Source organism: Xanthomonas axonopodis pv. maculifoliigardeniae, from assembly GCF_041519315.1.
Taxonomy (GTDB): domain Bacteria; phylum Pseudomonadota; class Gammaproteobacteria; order Xanthomonadales; family Xanthomonadaceae; genus Xanthomonas; species Xanthomonas euvesicatoria.
Genome location: NZ_CP167998.1, coordinates 3,369,837 through 3,391,829 on the forward strand (window position 1 = coordinate 3,369,837; position 21,993 = coordinate 3,391,829).

General features: G+C 64.4%; 17 protein-coding genes and 2 pseudogenes. 7 read left to right on the forward strand and 12 right to left on the reverse strand.

Features of this window, described 5'->3' with window-relative positions; translation table 11 throughout:
- The first annotated feature begins 105 nt into the window (after positions 1–105).
- On the forward strand, positions 106–1,029 hold the full coding sequence (locus ACDH77_RS14585) for an alpha/beta fold hydrolase (RefSeq protein WP_218488502.1): 924 nt from the start codon (positions 106–108) through the stop codon (positions 1,027–1,029).
- Entirely contained in the window at positions 1,026–3,500 is a 2,475-nt protein-coding gene (locus ACDH77_RS14590) for an acyl-CoA dehydrogenase (protein ID WP_008572075.1), read from the forward strand. Before ACDH77_RS14585 ends, ACDH77_RS14590 begins: the two co-directional genes overlap by 4 nt.
- Positions 3,501–3,790: 290 nt before the next feature.
- Here ACDH77_RS14590 and ACDH77_RS14595 read toward each other — a convergent pair whose 3' ends face one another.
- Both ACDH77_RS14595 and ACDH77_RS14600 read right to left on the reverse strand, forming a co-directional pair.
- Complete coding sequence (locus ACDH77_RS14595; RefSeq protein ID WP_008572074.1) at positions 3,791–4,144, reverse strand: DUF1304 domain-containing protein; 354 nt, start codon at positions 4,142–4,144, stop codon at positions 3,791–3,793.
- A 179-nt stretch (positions 4,145–4,323) separates the two neighbouring features.
- Positions 4,324–5,685: an NTP/NDP exchange transporter gene (locus ACDH77_RS14600; protein WP_031423689.1), complete on the reverse strand. Its 1,362-nt coding sequence runs from the start codon at positions 5,683–5,685 to the stop codon at positions 4,324–4,326.
- A 369-nt stretch (positions 5,686–6,054) separates the two neighbouring features.
- On the opposite strand from ACDH77_RS14600, the gene ACDH77_RS14605 reads away from it, so the two are divergent.
- On the forward strand, positions 6,055–7,398 hold the full coding sequence (locus tag ACDH77_RS14605; protein WP_014090748.1) for a serine hydrolase domain-containing protein: 1,344 nt from the start codon (positions 6,055–6,057) through the stop codon (positions 7,396–7,398).
- Between the two features lie 622 nt (positions 7,399–8,020).
- Here the strand turns inward: ACDH77_RS14605 and ACDH77_RS14610 are convergent.
- Complete coding sequence (locus tag ACDH77_RS14610) at positions 8,021–8,488, reverse strand: hypothetical protein (protein WP_008572071.1); 468 nt, start codon at positions 8,486–8,488, stop codon at positions 8,021–8,023.
- Between the two features lie 639 nt (positions 8,489–9,127).
- On the opposite strand from ACDH77_RS14610, the gene ACDH77_RS14615 reads away from it, so the two are divergent.
- Positions 9,128–9,505 carry a hypothetical protein gene (locus tag ACDH77_RS14615; RefSeq protein WP_109290802.1) on the forward strand — a complete coding sequence of 126 codons (378 nt, stop codon included), beginning with the start codon at positions 9,128–9,130 and terminating at the stop codon, positions 9,503–9,505.
- Here the strand turns inward: ACDH77_RS14615 and gcvH are convergent.
- The 8 genes and pseudogenes from gcvH to nudE all read right to left on the reverse strand — a co-directional run bounded on the left by gcvH (position 9,499) and on the right by nudE (position 15,063).
- Complete coding sequence (gene gcvH / locus ACDH77_RS14620) at positions 9,499–9,894, reverse strand: glycine cleavage system protein GcvH (protein ID WP_003482419.1); 396 nt, start codon at positions 9,892–9,894, stop codon at positions 9,499–9,501. The two genes, ACDH77_RS14615 and gcvH, sit on opposite strands and share 7 nt — an antisense overlap.
- 147 nt (positions 9,895–10,041) lie before the next feature.
- On the reverse strand, positions 10,042–11,151 hold the full coding sequence (gene gcvT / locus ACDH77_RS14625) for a glycine cleavage system aminomethyltransferase GcvT (RefSeq protein WP_008572070.1): 1,110 nt from the start codon (positions 11,149–11,151) through the stop codon (positions 10,042–10,044).
- Between the two features lie 170 nt (positions 11,152–11,321).
- Positions 11,322–11,755: pseudogene (locus tag ACDH77_RS14630) on the reverse strand (NfeD family protein).
- Between the two features lie 6 nt (positions 11,756–11,761).
- Positions 11,762–12,067: pseudogene (locus ACDH77_RS14635) on the reverse strand (SPFH/Band 7/PHB domain protein); the annotation flags it as partial.
- A gap of 124 nt (positions 12,068–12,191) precedes the next feature.
- Positions 12,192–12,527: a YnfA family protein gene (locus ACDH77_RS14640; protein ID WP_008572067.1), complete on the reverse strand. Its 336-nt coding sequence runs from the start codon at positions 12,525–12,527 to the stop codon at positions 12,192–12,194.
- On the reverse strand, positions 12,524–13,528 hold the full coding sequence (gene mazG / locus ACDH77_RS14645; RefSeq protein WP_029819958.1) for a nucleoside triphosphate pyrophosphohydrolase: 1,005 nt from the start codon (positions 13,526–13,528) through the stop codon (positions 12,524–12,526). Before mazG ends, ACDH77_RS14640 begins: the two co-directional genes overlap by 4 nt.
- A 189-nt stretch (positions 13,529–13,717) precedes the next feature.
- On the reverse strand, positions 13,718–14,518 hold the full coding sequence (gene cysQ, locus ACDH77_RS14650) for a 3'(2'),5'-bisphosphate nucleotidase CysQ (RefSeq protein ID WP_008572065.1): 801 nt from the start codon (positions 14,516–14,518) through the stop codon (positions 13,718–13,720).
- The gene (nudE, locus tag ACDH77_RS14655; RefSeq protein ID WP_031423695.1) at positions 14,515–15,063 is read right to left on the reverse strand and encodes an ADP compounds hydrolase NudE; all 549 of its coding nucleotides are present in this window, start codon (positions 15,061–15,063) and stop codon (positions 14,515–14,517) included. Before nudE ends, cysQ begins: the two co-directional genes overlap by 4 nt.
- Positions 15,064–15,104: 41 nt before the next feature.
- Here nudE and bioA point away from each other — a divergent pair, with 41 nt between their 5' ends.
- Positions 15,105–16,523 carry an adenosylmethionine--8-amino-7-oxononanoate transaminase gene (gene bioA, locus ACDH77_RS14660; RefSeq protein ID WP_031423696.1) on the forward strand — a complete coding sequence of 473 codons (1,419 nt, stop codon included), beginning with the start codon at positions 15,105–15,107 and terminating at the stop codon, positions 16,521–16,523.
- On the forward strand, positions 16,514–17,248 hold the full coding sequence (locus ACDH77_RS14665; protein ID WP_031423698.1) for a 16S rRNA (uracil(1498)-N(3))-methyltransferase: 735 nt from the start codon (positions 16,514–16,516) through the stop codon (positions 17,246–17,248). Before bioA ends, ACDH77_RS14665 begins: the two co-directional genes overlap by 10 nt.
- 300 nt (positions 17,249–17,548) lie before the next feature.
- On the opposite strand, the gene ACDH77_RS14670 is transcribed toward ACDH77_RS14665, so the two are convergent.
- Positions 17,549–18,547 carry a glucokinase family protein gene (locus tag ACDH77_RS14670; RefSeq protein WP_029819962.1) on the reverse strand — a complete coding sequence of 333 codons (999 nt, stop codon included), beginning with the start codon at positions 18,545–18,547 and terminating at the stop codon, positions 17,549–17,551.
- A gap of 729 nt (positions 18,548–19,276) precedes the next feature.
- Here ACDH77_RS14670 and ACDH77_RS14675 point away from each other — a divergent pair.
- Positions 19,277–21,949 (forward strand): TonB-dependent receptor, encoded by a 2,673-nt coding sequence (locus ACDH77_RS14675; RefSeq protein ID WP_031423700.1) that lies wholly within the window; start codon positions 19,277–19,279, stop codon positions 21,947–21,949.
- The last annotated feature ends 44 nt before the right edge of the window (positions 21,950–21,993 follow it).

Below are 21,993 nucleotides of genomic sequence, written 5' to 3' on the forward strand. Positions count from 1 at the left end.
GCAGTATGCATCACGAAATTGACATATCAGCGCCATGATTCAGTGGCTTAACCGTCCATACGATTGAGTATTGACAGTCGCCATCGTGCATCCATACCATTAAGTATGGTCATCTCACCCGCTAGCCTCGCCTCCACTGCGTCCCTGTCCAGCGTCAACGCTGGCGACGCAGTGCTCGCGGTGTCGATGCGGGGTGCCGAACACGCGCCGTCGGTACTGTTCGCACATGGCTTTGGACAGACCCGACATGCCTGGGACGCCACTGCCGCGACGCTGGCTGACAGGGGCTACCGCACCCTGTCGTACGACGCGCGCGGGCATGGCGATTCCAGCGCCAATGCGGCGGATCACCCCTACTCGGCAACGCAGTTCACCGACGATCTGATCGTGATGGCCGGCGAGCAGCCCGAGCCACCGGTGCTGGTTGCTGCGTCGATGGGGGGCTTGTTCGGGCTACTGGCCGAAGCGCGCTGGCCCGGCCTGTTTCGTGCCATCGTGCTGGTCGACATCACGCCACGCTGGGACACTACGGGTGTGGAGCGCATCCTGCGCTTCATGACCGCGCATCCGGACGGCTTTGCATCGCTGGATGCGGCCGCAGATGCGATTGCCGTCTACCTGCCGCATCGGGCGCGCAAAACGCCGGGCCAACTGCAGGCATTGCTGCGGCAACGTGCCGACGGGCGTTGGCATTGGCACTGGGATCCGCGCCTGGTCGACGAGCTGGCCGGCCAGGACGCCCAGCTCCAGCAGCATGCATTGCTGGAGGCGGCAGCACAGGTGCGTTGCCCGATGCTGCTCATCAGCGGCGGACGCAGCGATCTTGTGACGCCAGCCAACATCGCCGAATTCCTCTCCATCGCGCCGCATGCGCAGCATGTGCATCTGCCTGATGCCACGCACATGCTGGCAGGCGACGACAACACCACGTTTACCGCCACCGTGTTGCATTATCTGGACGCACTGCCGGCGGCTTGCACCATCGCAGCGTCCAACACTACCGAGCATGTCACTGGAGCAAGACCATGAGCATCATTGCACCGTTCCTCCTCGTCATCCTGGCGGCGGGTATCGCTGCCTATCACCGGATGCGCCTTGCCACGTGGGTTGCGATCAGCGCCTGTGTGCTGGTGGCGTGCTGGCTGCTGGGTGCCAATCTCACCGCCACCCTCGTGGCCGCCGCGCTGGTGGTGCTGGTGTCCGCACCGGTGCTGCTGCCGTTCCTGCGCAAGCCGCTGCTGACCACGCCGCTGATGGGCTTCTTCCGTAAGGTGCTGCCGCCGCTGTCGCAGACCGAGCGCATTGCACTGGAGACCGGCTCGGTCGGTTTCGAAGGCGAGCTGTTCACCGGTGACCCGGATTGGCAGAAGCTGCTGAACTATCCCAAGCCGCAACTCACCGCCGAAGAGCAGGCCTTCCTGGATGGCCCGGTGGAAGAGTTGTGCAAGATGATCAACGACTGGGAAATCACCCACGTCCACGCCGACCTGCCGCCGGAGCTGTGGGATTTCATCAAGAAGAACAAGTTCTTCGGCATGATCATTCCCAAGCAATACGGCGGCCTGGGTTTCAGCGCGCTGGCGCACCACAAGGTGATCCAGAAGCTGTCCTCGATCTCCAGCGTGGTCAGCTCCACCGTGGGCGTGCCCAACTCGCTCGGCCCCGGTGAGCTGCTGCTGCACTACGGCACCCCGGAACAGAAGGACTATTACCTGCCGCGGTTGGCGGTCGGTGCGGAAGTGCCGTGCTTCGGCCTGACCGGTCCGTTCGCCGGCTCCGATGCCACCTCGATTCCGGACTACGGCATCGTCTGCAAGGGCGAGTGGAATGGCGCCAATGTGCTGGGCGTCAAGCTGACCTTCGACAAGCGCTATATCACCCTGGCACCGGTCGCCTCGCTGATCGGCCTGGCGTTCCGCGCCTACGATCCGGATGGTCTGATCGGCGACAAGAAGGATATCGGCATCACCCTGGCGCTGCTGCCGCGCGAAACCCCGGGCGTGGAAATCGGCCGTCGCCACTTCCCGTTGAATTCGCCGTTCCAGAACGGCCCGATCCATGGCGAAGAGGTGTTCATCCCGCTGAGCCAGCTGATTGGTGGCGTGGAGATGGTGGGCAAGGGCTGGAACATGCTCAACGAGTGTCTGGCTGTCGGTCGCTCGATCACCCTGCCCTCCACCGCCAGCGGCGGTAGCAAGGCCGCGGCGGTGGTCACCGGTGCGTATGCGCGGATCCGCAAGCAGTTCGGATTGTCGGTGGGTCGTTTCGAGGGCGTGGAAGAAGCGCTGGCCCGGATCGGCGGCAAGGCCTATGCGATCAGTGCGCTGTCGCAGGCCACGGCCGCGGCGGTGGATCGCGGCGACGTGCCGTCGGTGCCGTCGGCGATCGCCAAGTACCACTGCACCACCATGGGCCGCGAAGTGGTCAGCGACATGATGGACGTGATCGGCGGCAAGGGCATCATCCTGGGGCCGCGCAACTTTGCAGGCCGCGCCTGGCAGGCCGCGCCGATCGGCGTGACCGTGGAAGGCGCCAACATCATGACCCGCAGCCTGCTGATCTTCGGCCAGGGCGCCATCCTGTGCCATCCGTGGGTGTTGAAGGAGATGCAGGCCGCACAGGATCCCGATACCCGTCGTGGCCTGGAGCAGTTCGACCAGAGCCTGTTCGGTCATATCCGCTTCGGTATTTCCAACGCCGTGCGCTCGTTCTGGTTCGGTCTGACCGGTGCGCGCATCGGTGCGGCGCCGGGCGATGCGTATACCCGTCGGTTCTTCCGCAAGCTGGATCGCTATTCGGCCAATCTGGCCTTGATGGCAGACGTGTCGATGCTGATGCTGGGCGGCAAGTTGAAGTTCAAGGAGTCGCTGTCCGGTCGCCTGGGCGATGTGCTGAGCCATATCTACATGACCAGCGCGATCCTCAAGCGTTATCACGACGAAGGCGCGCCGGCGAGCGACCAGCCGCTGCTGGCCTGGGCTTTCCACGACAGCGTGCACAAGATCGAAACCGCGCTGTCGGCGGCGCTACGCAACTTCCCGATCCGCCCGGTGGGCTGGTTGATGTGGGTGTTGATCTTCCCGCTCGGCCGTCGCGCCGAAGCGCCTGGCGATCGCCTCGGCCATCGCGTTGCTTCGCTGTTGATGACGCCCAACGAGGCGCGTGACCGTCTGGCCAAGGGCGTGTTCCTGACGCCGTGCGCCAACAATCCGGGCGGTCGTATTGCCAGCTACCTGACCAAGGCGGTGATGGCCGAGCCGGTGGAGCGCAAGTTCCTGAAGGCGCTCAAGACCAAGGGCATCGAAGCGCTGGATTTCCCGGCGCAGCTGGACGAAGCCGTGGCCGAAGGCGTGATCAGCTTGGAAGAGCGCAAGCTGCTGGAAGAGCTGCGCGAGATCATGATGGACACCATCACCGTGGACGACTTCGATCCGCATGAGTTGCGTGCGGCCAGTTTCTACGACAAGCCGCAGGCGCAACAGCCGCGCGAAGCCGCGTAAGGCGTCAAGCTTGGGCGAGAATGGACGACGGCGGGCTTCGGCCCGCCGTTGTTGTTTGTGGAGATGGGTGTTGTCTCCGGCATGCTGCCTGCAGACCTGATCAGATGCAGTTTTCGACAGCACGCATGTGTGAGCGACGCCGCGCAGTTGGCGGCCATCGAATGAGCGGGTGTCAGGGGCCGAACGCGCGCGCAAGTCGTGCACTTGAGGCAGTCAGGCGCTGAGGCTACGAAGAGCTCATCGCAGCAGTGCCCCACTCCTGCGTGCAGCGGACAACTACCGCAACCGGATCAGAACGGCAGCCACACCAGCGCCAAGGCGATCAACGCCGGCAGCGCCTGCACGAAGAAGATGCGGCGGTTGACGCTGTAGGCGCCGTAGCAACCTGCCACGACCACGCAGACCAGGAAGAAGCTCAGCACGTCGGCGCGGGCGGCCAGTGCGCCCCAAAACAGGCCAGCGGCCAGAAAGCCGTTGTAAAGCCCCTGGTTGGCCGCGAGCACGCGGGTGGCCTGCGCCTTCTCAAAGCTATTGCGGAAGGTCTTCAAACCCAGCGGGTGCGTCCACAGCACCATTTCCAATACCAGGATGTAGACGTGCAGCAGTGCGATGCACAGGCCGGCAATGATGGCGAACAGGGACATGGCAGACCGCCTCGGAAAATGGTGCCGCCAGCATAGCCGCGATTGCGGTCGTTCTGTTCGGCACACCTGCACTACCGGGCTGGCGCCTGCGCTTCTGGCGCTGCCAGTGTGAGACGCAGGCCCCCTGCCTGGTCGATGCCGAGCGCCAAGCTGCATCTGCGCATGTGCTGTCGCGGTGCTTAGTCGGAAACGCGCTTGTCCGTCTCCACGTCGCGCTCGGCGGGTAGCTTGCGCGCTTGCCGCAACAGGCCGAACGCACCGACCGTCATGCCGGTCGCCACGACCAGGCCGACGCCGAACACCGCGCTGGAGCCGAACGCAGAGACCAGCTTGTGCACCCAAACGAAGGTGAGATCGCCACCGCGATAAACCACCGTATCGATCGCGGCGCCGGCCTTGTAGCGCCACTCGCGATTTACCCGTGTGTACAGCGTTTCGCGCGCGGGCTTGGCCAGTGCGAATTCGCTGGAGCGGGTAATCACCTGCACGATCGCAATCATTAGTGGCAACGGCGACGCCGCCAACGCCGCATAGCCCAGCATGATGGCCACACCCGGGATCAACAACGCCGGCGCGATACCAAAGCGCGACAGCAACGCGCGCGTCACCAGCAGCTGCAGCACCAGCGCGAGCGCATTGATCGCCAGGTCGATGCTGGAGTAATAGGCGGTGGCCGCCGCTGCATCGGTGTAAAGCCGCCGCACCAGCGCCGCCTGTTCGTTGTAGAGCAAGGTCCCCACGCCCACGCCGAACAACACCATGAAGGCCAGCCAGCGCAACAGCGGTTCACGCACGATCAGCTTGAGGCCGCCGAGCACATCGCCGCCCATGGGCACTTCGCCGGAGCTCAGCTGGCCCTCCTGTTCGCGCGCAACGGCCCACAGCCGCAAGCGCAGCACGCAGAGCACGCATACCGCCAGGAACCCGGCCGACACCAACATCAGATGTGCGATGCCGATACGTTCGACCAGTACGCGCGTCAGGACCGGGCCCAGAAACGCACCCAGCGTGCCTGCCGCGCCGATATAGCCGTAGTAGCTGCGCGCTTGGGCATTGCTGAAGACATCGGCCATGAAACTCCAGAACACCGCCACCGCAAACAGGTTGAAGACGGTCACCCACAAAAAGAACGCCATGCCACGGCCCGGCACGCCGGTGTCGAACAGCACGTAGAACAGCAGCAGGGTGGCGATGAAGAAGCCATACACCCCCGGCAGGAACACCCGCCGCGGATAGCGGCTGACCAAAGCGCCGTAGACCGGTTGCAGCAGCACCATGATCAGGAAGGTGCAGGTAAACAGCACCTGCAGCGTGAACTCCTTCAAGGGCACACCGTGCGCGGCGAAGAACCCGATCATGCCAGTGGGAAAGAGCGCCTCTACGTCGGCCGAGGCGCCCATCGCTTCGCGCACCGGGCGCAACACGTAGTAACCGCTGAGCAGACAGAAAAAGTAAAGAAACGACCATGCCAATGGTGGCGAGCTACGCAGTGCCGCGCTCAAACGGCCAGCCGCAGATCGCGGCGCAGAGGGGCTGGTCATGGGGTAACGGCCGCTCGCACAGGCGGGCCCGACAGAAAAAACATGGCAACGGCAGCACCTGTGAAAGAAGCGCGCAAGTTAGCCGATGCGAGGCAGCGCCACCAGCGACCAGTCGCAGGAGCCTGCGGCCCGGGTGCCCTCCGCGCCAGCACGCTGCTTGCTTCTTGTATCGCACCAGCGCGTGGCAACGCGTCGGCGGCACCGGAATACTCGAATTCTGAATCTAAAATCATCAATAGGATCAATGTGATGCCCATTCATCTTCCGGCAGTTTGTGCTATTGCAAAGCGCGGCGCTAGAATCGCCGGAGGCAGCGGAACAGGCGGGACAACCATGACAGAAATGCGCACGCGCCGACGGTTCCGACCGTTGGCTATCGGGCTGTTCGGGGCGTTGTTGCCCCTGGCCCTCTCTTCCACCGCGCAGACACCCGCGCTCACCGCTACTGCATTGCAGGCGGCCACTGTGGCGCAGTCGCCCACCGCACCGCTGCCCTATCGCACCTCGCTGCCGGCCAACCAAGTGTTGGCACCTGCTGCCGGTTTCGATGTGGCGGCATTCGAATCGATGGCGGACCAGCTGACCTACGGCAACCGGGTGCCCGGCATGGCGATGGCCATCGTGCAGGGCGGCAAGGTGCTCAGCGCGCGCGGCTATGGCGTCACCGATGTCAATCATCCGCAGCCGGTCGATGGCCACACGGTGTTTCGCCTGGCTTCGCTGTCCAAAGCCTTCGCCGGCACCATGGCCGGCCTACTGGTCAACGATGGCGTGCTGCGCTGGGACAGCAAGGTGGTCGACTATGTGCCGGGCTTCCAGCTCAGCGACAACGCCGCCACCCGTCAACTCACCGTGGCCGAAGTGCTCAGCCATCGCGTCGGCCTGACCCGCAACGCCTACGACCGCGATATCGAATCCAACGTCGATTACTACTCGCTCAGCCATAAGCTGGCTGCTGCGCCGCTGCGTTGCGCACCGGGCGATTGCTACGCGTATCAAAACGTCGCCTTCAGCCTGGTTGGCGATGTGGTGTTCGCCGCATCGGGCAGCTTCTACGAGCAATCGGTAGAGCGTCGCATCTTCAAGCCGCTGGGCATGAACGACGCCAGCATGGGGCTGGCCGGTATCCAGGCGAGCCCGCACTGGGCACGTCCGCATGTGCGCAGCCGCAATGGCTGGGTCTCGCTGACGCCCAAGCCCACCTACTACCGTCTGGCGCCCGCTGCGGGCGTCAACGCCAGCGCCAGTGACATGGCGCAGTGGCTGCTCGCGCACACCGGCCATCGCACCGACGTGCTGCCTGCACCGCTGCTGGCGACGCTGCACGCGCCGCTGATCTCCACGCCGGGCGAAATGCGTTCGGGCTGGCGCCACGAGCGCGTGGATGCGGCCAGCTATGCGCTGGGCTGGCGCGTGTTCGACTACGCCGGCCATCAAGTGGTGTTCCATGCCGGCGCGGTGCAGGGTTATCGCGGCTTGGTCGCACTGCTGCCGGAGCGCGACCTGGGTGTTGCGATCCTGTGGAACGGCGAAAGCGGCCTGCCCTCGGGCATGCTGCCGACCATCCTGGACCGCGCGCTTGGCCTGCCGGCCAAGCGCTGGCTGGACATCGATGTGGATGGCGACTTCGGCAGCGAAAACATGCTGGCAGAAAAGCCCGACCCGGCTGGCAAGGGCGCGTCTTCCGGCAAGTCGGTGGCCTCGCCGCGCTGAGTGGACGTCGTGCACTGACCTCGTGTCGGTGACGTAGGCAAAGGCGGCTTCGGCCGCCTTTGCTGTTTCTGTGTTTCCAATGCGCGTTGGGCGGCTCGCCGATGGCATGCCTGCCGGGCGCGCAAGAGCAAGGCCGTGATTGCACGCTATGCCCGAATTCTTTGGCTGGCGTAACGCCCATTGCCACCAACGCTGAGACTGAGCCGATCTGTTCGGCGTGCCGACGTGGCGAGCCCGAACGGTTGGCTCTGGAATCTCCTGGCTTGGTCCGCCGCATGATCTTGCTCTGCGACCTGCTGCATTGCCGGCCCACCATCAAGTCAGGCAGCGGCGGCGTGCTGTCGTGCCCTCGCGCGAAGGACCGACAACTGTCCAGGTTGGCCGGCAGAGCCAGAATGATCGCGCGGCGACGTCTGCACTGCCGACCGGCATGCGCGTCTGGCGCCTCGATGCCGCGAACTTGAATCAGCGACGTTGCTCGGCCGCAACAGCTACACCGTTTGCAGACTGGCAACGCGCAGCCTGGCACCGACCACGCCAGTGCCAGGCACATAAAAAAGCTCCCTCCCCGCTGGGCGTCGGGGAGAGAGCTCGATGTTTACGGCGATCGGGTATTACAAGATCAGATCAGCGGTGCCGGGGTTGCGGGCAGCGCGACCGGAGCGGCCTTCTTCTTGCGAACGGCCGGCTTCTTCTTGGCGACCTTCTTCACGGCAGGCTTCTTGGCAGCGCTCTTCTTAGTGGCGGACTTCTTGGTCGCCTTCTTCGCGACTGCCTTTTTGGCGGTCTTCTTGACGGCCTTCTTGGCGGTCTTCTTGGCGGCCGTCTTCTTGGTCGCCTTCTTTGCAGTCTTCTTCACTGCCTTCTTGGCGGCAGTCTTCTTGGTTGCCTTCTTCGCAGTCTTCTTGACTGCCTTCTTGGCGGTTGCCTTCTTTGCAGTCTTCTTGACGGCCTTCTTGGCAGCAGTCTTCTTCACTGCCTTCTTGGCGGTTGCCTTTTTGGCGACCTTCTTGACTGCCTTCTTGGCGGCAGTCTTCTTCACTGCCTTTTTGGCAGTGGGTTTCTTTTTCGCAGCTTTTGCAGTGGCCATGTAATTGGCTCCTCGTCAGTGAACTATGGAGGTGAAACGCCCAGTTGAACCAAACCCCGCGACGGCATGCCGTCGTCGGGAACCGTCCGCAGATGATGCGCGACGGAACGGATACAGAAACACCCGCATCGAACGGCGACACGGGTGCGTAGTCGGAACGACAACTGCTTTCTTGGAGAGAAGCGGACCCGACTCCACCGTGATTAGCGCTTCGGTGGACATCCGGAACAAGCTTGTCGGCGCGATGTCGATTCTGCTCACTCTCTTCCGCAGCAATGTCTGCTGGGCGAAACCTAATCACGCTTTTTTTTACTGTCAACACTCTTTTGCAATTTTTTTTTTGCCCACCATCGCTGCGTGCCATGTCCACGCCAGCCAATCACCCCGCGTCTGCACATACTCGTCCAAGCGAGAAGCGCGCTCACCCAACAGCGTTGTCAAAAAAGCGCTTCTTTTCCGCTGTTTTTTTTGTGTCGCGCGTTTGCGTGCCTGCCTGGGCGCTTGGACGGCACGGCGGTCAAGCCGATGCGATGGCATTGCTTGCCGCCTGTCCGCCAGCTGAAAATTTTTTATCCAACGGCTGCACTTCCGGCGTCGCATGAGCAGAAATGCGCAAACTTATTGAGCGCCTAGAGCGTCATGCACGCACCCGCGCGCACCGACGACCGCATCCATCGCGTGCACCAACCGATGATCGAGACAGGCGCCATGGCGCAGAATTTTTTCACCGGGCACACGCCAAACCCTCACGAACGACTCACGTCAGAAATCCGGCGCAGTGCAGGTGGGCCAGCAGCGGATGCACGTTGGATCGTTGCCGAGCCACCGCATCGACATGCCACCGACGGCGTCGCGGTCGGCGGTCGGCCGACCGACGCTTCCCTCACTGCGATTGCACGCCGGCTCGCGCCGCATCGCTGCACCAAGGCACGCATCACCGACGCAGGCGCGCTCAAAAAAAATGGCCGCTCCATGAGCGGCCATCGGATACCGGCTGCAACGACACCTGATCAGTGATCGTCGTCTTCGAGCAGCTCGGCATAGTCGTCCGGGTCCAGCAGGTCGTTGAGCTGTTCCTTGTCGTCGATCTCGACGACGAAGATCCAGCCTTCGCCATAGGCGTCTTCGTTGATGGTTTCCGGCTTGTCGCTCAACGCGCTGTTGACCTCGACAACGGTGCCGCTGACCGGGCTGTAGACGTCGGAGGCGGCCTTGACCGATTCCACCACCGCAGCGCCGTTGCCGACCTGCACGGTGTCGCCGACGCCCGGCAGTTCGACGTAAACCAGGTCACCCAGCAAGCCCTGCGCGTGGTCGGAAATGCCGACGGTCACGCGACCGTTGCTTTCGACGCGGGCCCACTCGTGGGATTTGAGGAACTTGAGGTCGCCAGGGATCTCGCTCATGGGTGTGCTCCGGGAAAGATGATGGTTGGGGACAGGTGGCTAGTTTAGACCGCGCGACAAGACAGGTGCACGCACGGCGGTGGGGCGATGGCGATATGGATACGGACCCGGGCGCAGCGCCGCGCGCAATACGCGGCGCTACACGAGTCAGTCGCCGAGCACGCCGGGCTGTGCCTGGCCATCGCGCACGAACGGAAACTTCACTGCGCGCAGCGGCACCTGCTTGCCGCGGATGTCCACCCGCAGCTGCTCGATGCTGCCGGCCGGCACGCGCGCGAAGGCGATCGCCTTGCCCAGCGTGGGCGAGAACGTGCCGGACAGGATCTCGCCTTCGCCACTGGCGGTGAGCACGGTCTGGCCATGCCGCAACACGCCCTTCTCGTCCATCACCACACCGATCAGCTGACGCGGTGCGCCCTGCGCCTTTTGATATTCGAGCACGCTGCGACCGATGAAGTCGCGTCCTTCGTCCAGGGCGATCGTCCAGGCCAGCCCGGCCTCGTAAGGGGTAACGCCATCGTCCATGTCCTGCCCATAGAGATTCATGCCCGCTTCCAGACGCAGGGTGTCGCGTGCACCCAGGCCTGCGGGTTTGACGCCCTGCGCGAGCAACGCATTCCAGAATGCGACGGCAGCCTCTTGCGGCAATACGATCTCGAAACCGTCTTCGCCGGTGTAGCCAGTGCGCGCAAGGAACAAATCAATGCCATCGCGCGAACGCGTCTGCAGCGCGGCGAAACGGCCGAGCTTGCTCGCCGCTGCGGTGTCGGCCGGGTCGAGCAGGTCGATGACCTTGGTGCGCGCGCTGGGACCTTGCACGGCAATCATGGCGAAGTCGCTGCGCTCTTCCACCCGCACGTCGAAGCGTGCGGCCTGCTCGCCGATCCACTGCAGGTCCTTTTCGCGGGTGGCGGCGTTGACCACCAGACGGAAGAAGTCTTCCGTCATGTAGTAGACGATGAGGTCGTCGATCACCCCGCCCTGCGGATTGAGCATGCAGGTGTACAGCGCCTTGCCGGAGACCTTGAGCTTGTCCACCGAGTTGGCGAGCAGGTAGCGCAGAAACTCGCGCACGCGCGCACCGTGCAGGTCGACCACCGTCATGTGGCTGACGTCGAACATGCCGGCGTCGCGGCGCACCTGGTGGTGCTCGTCCAGTTGCGAGCCGTAGTGGATCGGCATGTCCCAGCCGCCGAAGTCGACCATCTTGGCGCCAAGCGCACGATGGGTGTCGTTGAGGATGGTCTTCTGGGTCATGTGCGCCGTTCCAAAGGAAAGACGGCCATTATCGCCGTCCTGTCACGCTTGGGGGAACGGCATACCGCTGTGTGGTTGCGCCGCCTGCGGGCGCGAACGCAGCGCGACGCTACGCCGCGCTGCAACAACGCCGAGGTCGGCACCGCAATGCCCTGCCCTGCCCGCATACATCAACCGGCCGGCTGCACCAGCAAGCCCATGCCATCGGCGCCGACGATGCGCACCGGCGTGCCGGCCGGCAGATCCGGGCCGGCCACCACCCAGAACGCATCATCGACCTTGGCGCGGCCGCGACCATCGTGGATGGCCTGATCGAGCAGCACGCAGCGGCCGATCAACTGCTCGGCACGCCGATTGTGCAGCGGCGATCACTCTGGCGGCCATTGCCGCGGAACCAGGCGCGATACACCTGCACTGAGACGATGCTGAGCAGCACGAATGCCACGATCTGCCACAGCAACGCGATGTTCGGCAACACCAGCACCAATACGCACACCGCTGCGGCAGCGATCCCCATCCACAGCAGGAAGGCACCCGGCACCAGGGTCTCGGCCGCAATCAGCAGCAGCGCCAGCATTGCCCAGACCTCCACGTCCCAGCGCATGGCACAGGCTCCCGCGCGCGGCGGCATCGGCGGTACGCGCACGGGCGCGTCGGGCTTGCCGGCCGCCTCCTTGGCCAGCTCGGCAACGCCGGCGATCGAACCGATGATGCCGCTGGATTCCATCGGCATCAGCACCAATTTCTGGTTGGGCGCGGTGGCCAGCGCCGTGGACGCTTCCACATACTTCTGTGCGACGAAATAGTTGATCGCCTGCACGCTGGCGATGGCGATGGCGCCGGACACCATCTGCGTCGTGCGTGCTTCGGCTTCGGCCAGACGTTCGCGCGCTTCTGCGTCGCGGAAGGCGGCTTCCGTGAGTATGGCTCAGCGCTCCCGGCAACCAACGCCGGCCACGTGCGGGGCAGGCCCGGGCGCAGCCGCTGCACCCGGCCGCTGTCGCAAGGCAATCAGCGTGTGCGCGCACATGCAAACGCGCTCAGGCGCTACGCGGCGAGAACATGATCACCGCCATGCCGAGCAGGCAACAGGCAGCGCCGAGCAGATCCCAGCGCGTCGGCGTCACGCCGTCCACCCACCACAACCACAGCAACGCGCTGGCGATGTAGACCCCGCCATAGGCCGCGTACACGCGACCGCTCGCTTCCGGATGCAAGCTCAACAGCCAGACGAAGACGGCAAGGCTCAGCGCAGTGGGCAGCAGCAGCCACACGCTGCCCCCTTTGCGCAGCCAGAGATAAGGCAGGTAGCAACCGACCAACTCGGCGAGCGCCGTCGCGGCAAACAGCAGTAGCGTGGTCGGCGCGATCGTCATGCCGGCCGGGGCGTATCGGAGGCGGCGCCATCAGGGCCGGTTTGATACCCCGGTGCGCTGCGGGAAGCCTCACCGCCAACGGACGGGTCACTGCCGGCAGCGCTGTCTACAGGCGGTGCGTGGGACAGCGGGGCGTGCAAGGCCGATGCGTCGCCCGCGGAACCGTCGATGGCCGGCACATCGCCGCTGCGCTCCTCGCGTTTGACCTGTTGCCATAACGCTTCCTGTTCGCCCAGCGACAACGCGTTCAACGACGTGCCGGCAGCACGCGCCCGCGCTTCCATCGCACGAAAGCGACGTTCGAATTTCAGGTTGGCGTGCCGCAACGCGGCGCCGACATCCACCTTGGCATGGCGCGCCAGATTGGCGCAGACAAACAATACATCGCCCAATTCGTCTTCCAGCCGGGCCTGATTGTCGGCCACCGGGCCGCGTGCGAATTCCACGCGCAACTCTTCGATTTCTTCCTGCAGTTTTTCCAACACCGGCACCGGGCCAGGCCAATCGAAACCCACGCGCGCCGCGCGCGACTGCAGTTTGGTGGAGCGCTGCCATTCCGGCAGCCCGCGCGCGATGCCGGAAAGTGCGGAGTCGTCCTGGTTGCCAGCGGCACGACGCTCTTCGCGCTTGATCTGCTCCCAGTTGGCGCTCACCGCCTGCGCATCGGGCGCCGGTTGCGCGGCGAACACATGCGGGTGGCGACGTATGAGCTTGTCGCTGAGCGTGGCGACCACGTCGGCGAAGCCGAACGCTCCCTGCTCGGCCGCCATTTGCGAATGGAAGACCACCTGCAGCAACAGGTCGCCCAACTCGTCGCGCAGGCCAGCCAGGTCGTTGCGATCGATCGCATCGGCCACCTCGTAGGCTTCTTCGATGGTGTACGGCGCGATGCTGGCGAAGGTCTGCTGTACATCCCAGGGACAGCCGTGTTCGCGATCGCGCAGACGCGCCATCAAGTGCAACAGCTGCTGGATATCGCCGGTGGAAGGGGTCTGAGACATCGTGTATTCCTGGAACCTCTGAGTGAGTGCGCCGCCAGCGCATGTCCCACGCGAGGCAAGCGACGTACGCGGCCGTTGCACACCGCAACGGCCGCCGCGTGCAAGCGCGTGCGGGGATACCGGAGTGTACCTTTCAGGGCGTCAGGACCTTGCGCAGCCATGCCGTCGCCAAGACGGCACGCATGCCGCTCAGGCCAGCCAATCGCGCCAGGGCAGATTGGGGTCGCCCAGTGCGATGAAGTCGCCGTTGAGCAAGGTGTCGCGGCGGTTGTAGCGGAACGGTTTGCCGCTGGCGCCGGCCAGCAACACGCCACCGGCCGCATGCAGCACGCACTGGCCGGCGGCGGTATCCCACTCGGAGGTGGGGCCGAAGCGGGGATACACGTCCAGATCGCCTTCGGCGATGCGGCAGAACTTCAACGACGACCCTTGCGCGACCACGTCGATCTCGCCCATCCGCTCCAGTGCGGCGGCAGTACGCGCGTCGCGATGCGAACGGCTGGCCGCCACCCGCAATGGCGTGGCGGCCGGGGTGCGCGTGTGCAGCATTTCGTCGCGGTCGCCATCGCGGCGGAAGGCATTCTCGCCACGCGCGGCATACCAGACCCGCCCGTCGACCGGCGCCTGCACCACCCCGAGCACCGGTGCACCCATATGGATGAGTGCGATGTTGACGCTGAACTCGCCATTGCGCTTGACGAATTCGCGGGTGCCATCGAGCGGATCGACCAACCAGTAACTGGTCCAGTACTGGCGTTGTTCCCAGGCCACATGCGCAGACTCTTCCGACAGCACCGGCACATCTGGGGTGACACGGCGCAGGCCTTCGACGATGACGCGGTTGGCTGCCAGGTCGGCCTGGGTCAGCGGGCTGGCGTCGTCCTTGATCTCCACCGAAAAGTCCTGGGCGTAGACCTCCATGATTGCCGCGCCGGCATCGCGCGCGATGGCGATCACGGTTTCGCGCAGCTCCATCGGGATGCGGATCATGGATTGCGCTCCAGCCACTCGCGCGCAATGAACAAGGCGGCCAGCGAGCGGCCTTCGGAGAAATCTTCGCGCAGCATCAATTCGTCCAGACGTGCGATCGGCCACGGCACCACGTCCATCTCTTCCGGCTCGTCGCCCACCAGGCGCTCGGGGTAGAGGTCGCATGCCAGCACCAACCAGGATTGGTGACTCATATAAGTAGGAGCAAGCGTCATTGCGCGCAGCACCCGTACCTGGCGTGCGCCATAGCCGGCTTCTTCCTTGAGCTCGCGGTCGGCGGCCTGCTCGGGTGTTTCGCCGGCGTCGATGCGGCCCTTGACCAGACCGAGCTCGTAGCGATGCACGCCGGCGGCATATTCGCGCACCAGCAGCACGGTTTGCGCATCGAGCATCGGCACCACCACCACGGCGCCGTGGCCCTGGCTGAGTTGGCGTTCGTAGATGCGGCGCTGCCCGTTGGAAAATTCCAGATCCAGCTGCTGCCGACGGAACGGCCCGTCGCCCAGATCGGTGATCTTGTGGATGATCGGCAGACGCGAGCTCATGCGTCGCACGCAGCCGCAAAGCGGGCCGATAGAATAGGCGGATGCATCGACATGTCCATGAACCCGAAATCCTAGCAGACCCTGCAGCCGCACAAACTGCCGAACATTGGCGACAACGCGATCTCGGCGTGGTGTGGCACCCCTGCACGCAGATGCGTGAGCACCCGCACACGCTGCCGCTGGTGCCGATCGCGCGTGGCGAAGGCGCATGGCTGGTCGGCCATGACGGCCGCCGCTATCTGGACGCGGTGAGCAGCTGGTGGACCAACCTGTTCGGTCATACCGAACCGCGCATCGGCGCGGCCATCGCGCGCCAGGCCGGCGAACTGGAACAGGTGATGCTGGCCGGCTTCACGCATACGCCGGCCGTGCAACTGGCCGAGCAGTTGCTGGCGATCGCGCCACGCCAGGCCGGGCGCGCGCCGTTGTCCAAGGTGTTCTACGCCGACAACGGATCGGCGGGCGTGGAGGTGGCGCTGAAGATGGCCTTTCATTACTTCCACAATCGCGGCGACCACCGGCGGACGCGGTTCATTGCACTGGAGAATGGCTACCACGGCGAAACCATCGGCGCGCTATCGGTGGGCGATATTCCGCTGTACCGGCGCGTGTATGCGCCGCTGTTGCTGGAGGCAATGTTCACGCCCTCGCCCGATGCCTACCTGGCCGAACCGGGGCAAAGCGCCGAAGACTATGCGCTGCAGGCAGCCGATGCGTTGCAAGCACTGTTCGAACGCTCGCCCGGCGAAATCTGTGCGCTGATTCTGGAGCCGCGCGTGCAATGCGCGGGCGGGATGCGCATGTACCACCCGGCGTATCTGCGCCGCGCACGCGAATTGTGCGATGCCCATGGCGCATTCTTGATCGCCGACGAGATCGCCACCGGCTTCGGCCGTACCGGCACCCTGTTCGCCTGCGAACAGGCCGGCGTGATGCCCGACCTGTTGTGCCTGTCGAAGGGGCTGACCGGCGGCTTCCTGCCGCTGTCGGCGGTGCTGGCCACGCAGCAGTTGTACGACGCGTTCCTGGACGATTCGCGCGAGCGTGCGTTTCTGCATTCGCACAGCTACACCGGCAATCCGCTGGCATGTGCGGCGGCGTTGGCGACCTTGAAGATCTTCGCAGACGACGACGTGATTGCGCGCAACCAACCCATCGCCGCGCGCATGCGCGAGCTCGCTGCGCAGATCGGCGCACACCCGGCCGTGGCGGACGTGCGCCAGGCCGGCATGATCGTGGCGTTCGAGCTGACCCAGGGCGGCGACAAGCGCACGCCGTTTGCGTCCGCCGCGCGCGTCGGCCTGAAGGCGTATCGCGCGGCGCTCGAGAAAGGCGTGGTGCTGCGCCCGCTCGGCGACGTGCTGTACTGGATGCCGCCGTATTGCGTGGACGAGGCGCAGCTTGCGTTGTTGGCCGACACCACCAGCCATGCCATCACCGAGGCGGTCGCATGCGCCTGACCCGTTCGCATGTCGCGCTGCCGCTGCACTGCGACCAGGAAGTGACGTTGCCGGAAGAGTCAGCCAATCACCTGATGCGGGTACTGCGGCTGCGCGAGGGCGATGCCTGCATCCTGTTCAACGGCGACGGCAGCGACTACCACGCACGCATCACCATGGCGGGCAAGCGCGATGCACGTGCGCTGGTGGAACGCGCCGAGCCGCTCTCCAACGAATCGCCGCTGCGCATCACCTTGATGCAAGGCATCGCGCGCGGGGAAAAGATGGATCTGATCCTGCAGAAGGCCACCGAGCTGGGCGTTGCGGCGATCGTACCGGTGATCGCCGAGCGCACCGAGGTCAAGCTCGATGCGGCGCGCACCGAAAAACGCGTGGCGCACTGGCGCAGCGTGGTGGTGTCGGCCTGCGAGCAATCCGGGCGCGCACGTCTTCCCAGCGTGGCCGCGCCGCAGGGTCTGCAGGACGCGGCGCAGGCTAGCGACGCGCATGCGCTCCGGCTGACGCTGGACCCACAGGGCGAGCATCGCCTGGGCACGTTGGCATCGAGCATCCAGCAACACGTCGTCGTGGCGATCGGGCCGGAAGGCGGCTGGTCGCCGCGCGATCGCGCGCTACTTGCCGAGGCGGGCTTCAGCGGCCTGCAGCTGGGGCCACGCATCCTGCGCACCGAAACGGCGGGACTGGCGGCGATTGCGGCGCTGCAGTCGCGGTTCGGGGACCTGTAGCACCATGGCACTGTAGGAGCGCACCGGTGCGCGACAGGGCGTTTATCGGTAACGCCTCATCGCGCCCGGGTGCGCTCCTACGGGGATGCGGGAATTTGCTCGGCATGGCGTCGTCTCTTGTATGTTGACGGCTCCGTCCACCGCGTCCCGACCTGACACCCGCGCAGTCTCGTAGGAGCGCACCTGGGCGCGACAGGGCGTTTATCGGTAACCCCTCATCGCGCCGGGTGCGCTCCTGCGGGATGCGGAGGTGATTGATCTGGTGCAGCCGGATTGCTGCACCTGCCGATGTGCGAGCGCTCAGCGGCCGTGCTGCAGGAACCAGCTGGCAGCACCGATGACGCCGAGCTGGCCGTGCTCGACGATGCTCACCGGCACCTGCTCCAACGCGGGACGCAAGGCGCCCTTGTCGAGCAGGCGCGCGACAAAATCGCTCTCGGCGATGAAGCTGGCGATTTGCGGCAGGAAACCGCCGGCCAGATAGACGCCACTGCGCACGCCATACAGCAACATCAGGTCGCCGACCACGCTGCCCATAAATCCGCAAAACGCCTGCAGCGCGTCGTGCGCCAATCCATCGTTGCCGGCCATTGCGGCCGCGGTGATGTCGGCCGGGGTGGCATGCAACACGCTGTCGCCGCGCAAGGCGGCCAGCGCGGTGTACAGATTCAACAGGCCCGGGCCGGACAACAGCGTTTCGGTAGCCACGTGAGTGCGCGTGCGCCGCAGTTCCTGCAGCAACGCCATTTCCAGATCGCTGGCCGGCGCCAGTGCCGCGTGGCCGGCTTCGGTGGGCAGCACCACCGGATGGGCACCGTTGGGGATCCACAGCGCCGCGCCCAGGCCCGTGCCCGGACCAAGCACCAAGGCCGGGCCCGCGGCACCTTGCGCCGGGCCAGACAACTGCATGACCTGGTTGCCGATCATGTAATTGGCCGCGTAGGCGACCGCTTCGAAATCATTGACCAGATGCAGGGCCTGCATGCCGAGCTGGCGGCGGATCTGCTCGGGTGCCAGCACCCAGGGCAGATTGGTGGTGATCACGCTGCCGTCTTCCAGCGCGTAGCCGGCGCTGGCGATCACGCCCCGGCGGACTGGTGCACATCCCAGTTCCGCGAAGAACGTGGTCATGATGTCGGCCAGACCCGGATACTCGGCGCAGCGGTACTTGCGGTAGTCCAGCACCGTGACCGGCTTGCCTGCGTCATCGCTTTCGCACACCAGCGCCAGGCGCACGTGCGTCCCGCCCACATCGGCGGCAACGAAGGTTTCGTGGCGCGGAAAGGCCACCGCTTCCATTGGACTGCTTGCGCTCACGCATTCTCCTGATCAGTGGCGGCGGCTGGCGTCGTCGCGCGTTGTCCGACGAACGGCCAACGGGTAGACAACGTTGTCAGCAATCGCCCTGTAACGCAACCGTGGCAACCGTGGCAACCGCGACGCGTCCCGGACGGGACGGCGCGCGTCATTCGCCAAAAATACGCAGGCGCAACGGCGATTACTGCACAACCCCAGGGCGAACCGGGGCAGCTGCGACATTTTCGATCGTATGCGCCGATGGTAGCAGTCGCGCTCGCAAAGCGTATTGCGCAAACCGCTGCGAGGCAAAGTCGGCTTTCGCCTGAAAATGCTGCATTGCAGCGCAATCGCAGCCACATCAGAGATCTGTGACGACGTGTTGACAACGCTGTCAGGGCTACGCGAGACTCGATTCAAATCGGAGTTCTGGCAGGAGGGGCCATGGACTGTTCGGTACTGAAGAACGGGCATTCCCTCGCCTGGCATTCCAGATTCGCGAGTCGTGCGTCGCCCGACGTTCCCGCTCGCTGATGTGCGTTTAGCTCCACCGCTTCACCACACGGGGGACACCTCCTTCACCACGCGAATCGCCTGCACCCTGCTTCGAAACAAGCGTGCCAGCGCAATCATCGCGATCGGTCAGGGCGTGTTGTTTTGCCGGCCACGCCGAGCGCGTTGTGTCCTATTGCAGGGCAGCACGCTCACAGCACTAACCAATGAGGTTTAGCCATGCACAGCCGCACCACGACGTTAGCACTCTGTATCACCGCCGCTCTGTACTGCTCCGGCTCTGCAATGGCTGCCGGACAAGAACAACAAGCCCCGGCCAGCACGCCGTCGGCCACCACCGAGCTGGATACCATCACCGTCACCGGCTACCGCGCGTCGCTGGAGAAGAGCCAGGCAGTCAAGCGCTCGGCCAACTCCATCGTCGATGCGATCAGCGCCGAAGACATCGGCAAGTTCCCGGACGTCAATGCGGCCGAATCGCTGTCGCATCTTCCGGGTATCAGCGTCGACCGCCAGTTCGGCGAAGGCGAAAAGGTCAGCATCAACGGCACCGACCCGGCCTTGAACCGCGTGCTGCTCAATGGCCAGACCATCGCCTCGGGCGACTGGGGCGGCAACCCGACCGATACCAGCGGCCGTACCTTCAACTACACGCTGCTGTCGCCGGAAATCATCGGCCTGATGGAGGTCTACAAGACCCCTGAAGCGCGCATCGACGAAGGCTCGATCGGCGGCACGGTGATCGTGCACACCCGCAAGCCGCTGGACCTGCCCAAGAACACCATCCGCGGCTCGGTCGGGTACAACTACAACGACCGCTCCGAAGAGGGCAATCCGCGCGGTTCGGCGCTGTGGAGCTGGAAGAACGACGACGAAACCTTCGGCGCGTTGATCTCCGCCACGCACGACAAGCAGGACCTGGCACGCGCCGGTATCGAATACTTCGGCTACACCACCGGTGCCAACATTCCGCCGACCGCCACCATCACCGGCGACGGCAGCGATGTGGCCACCGCGCGCGTGCCGGCCGGCATCAACAGCGCATTCTTCCAGCAGACCCGCGAACGCAGCGGCGTGCAAGGTGCGTTGCAGTGGAAGCCCGACGAGCAGAACGAGTTCAACCTGACCGGCCTGTACATCAAGGGCAAGTACAACAACTTCAGCGAATCGCGTTACGTCTGCCCGGCCTGTAACAACGACATCCAGAAGATCACCAGCGCCAACGTCGAGAACGGCGTGGTCTCCTCGGCCACGGTATCGGACAACACCCGCGGTGGCGTCAACGATCAGCCATACGCGCAGCTGGATGCGAACTATCGCGAGAGCACCGTCACGACCAAGAGCCTGAACCTGCGTCACGACTGGTCGGGTGAAAAGTGGGTGTTCACCACCCAGGTTGGCGACACCCAGGCAACGGGCGGCAAGAACCCCGAATACCTGATGAAGTTCCTGATGACCGATGGCGGCTATAACTACGACTTCGACGGTTCGCACACCGCAGTCAATTACGCCAATGGCGGTGCATCGAACTGGACGCTGCCCGGCTCGCCGGCAGGCCTTGCTCCGGGTTCGCAGGATGCCAGCGCCACGCAGGCTGGCGGCATCTTCTATCAGAAGAGCAAGGATGAAGAGAAATATTTCCAGTGGGATGCAGCACGTGACCTGGCGGTTGGCCCGTTCACCAAACTGCTGTTCGGCTACAAGTACATCAACCATAACAATGGTGTCGACGCACGCGGCAACCGCATCAACACCACCGATCCGGTGTCGCTGACCCAGTTCAACCCGGGCACCACCCCGAGCGGTCTGTATGACGGTCTGGGTGCAAGTGGCGATCTGACCACCTGGCCGACCGCCAGCCTGAGCTCGATCCGCAACTATCTGCTGTCGCAGCCGCAGGGCCCGTACCGTACCGACTTCGGCTCCTCGTTCGACGTGAAGGAAATCACGCAGAACTTCTACACGCAGTTGAACTACGAGACCGGCAAGTGGCGCGGTAACGTTGGCGTGCGCCTGGTCGACACCACCGACAAGTCCGAGTACTGGCAGAGCCAGGACGGTGGCACCACCTTCAGCCGTGTTGCCGAAACCAACGACTACCGCAAGGCGCTGCCGAGCTTCAACATCGCCTATGACGTCACCGACGACACCGTGCTGCGCTTCTCGGCTGCCAAGGTCATCGCACGTCCGCGTTATGCCGATCTGGCCGGTTCGTTCACCATCAACAGCGGCAACGGCAACCTGACCGCCAACGGTGGCAACCCGGATCTGAAACCGTACGAATCCACCAACTACGATCTGGCTGCCGAATGGTATTTCGCGCCGTCCAGCATGTTGTCCGGTGAAGTCTTCTATCGCGATATCAGCTCCTACATCGTCAATACCACGGTCAGCCAGCAGCTCAATCCGGCGCCGCCGGCGGTGGCGGGCGTCTACCAGGTGACCACGCCGGTCAACGTTTCCGATGCGAAGGTCAAGGGCGCATCGATCAACTATCAGCAGGCGTTCGGCCTCGGCTTCGGATTGCAGGCGAACTACACGTTTGCCAAATCCGATGCGAGCACCGGCTTGAACCTGCCCTACTTGTCGCGCGACACCTACAACGTGATCCCGTATTGGGAACACGGCGACTGGACGGTGCGTGTGAACTACAGCTACCGCTCGAAGTACTTCACCCAGATCGGACGCCTGGGCTCGGAAGACTTCGCAGACAGCTACAAGCAGCTGGATTTGACCGCCTCGTATCAGATCACCGACTACATGGGCCTCACCTTCGGCGCCACCAACCTGCTGGATTCCACCTACCGCTTGTACAGCGGAACCAGGGACACCCCGACAGCGTTCTACAAGAACGGCCGCGGCTACCAGGCCCAGCTGAACTTCAAGTTCTGATGTAGTCCCGGCGCGCCACCGACCCTCCACGGTGGCGCGCTTTT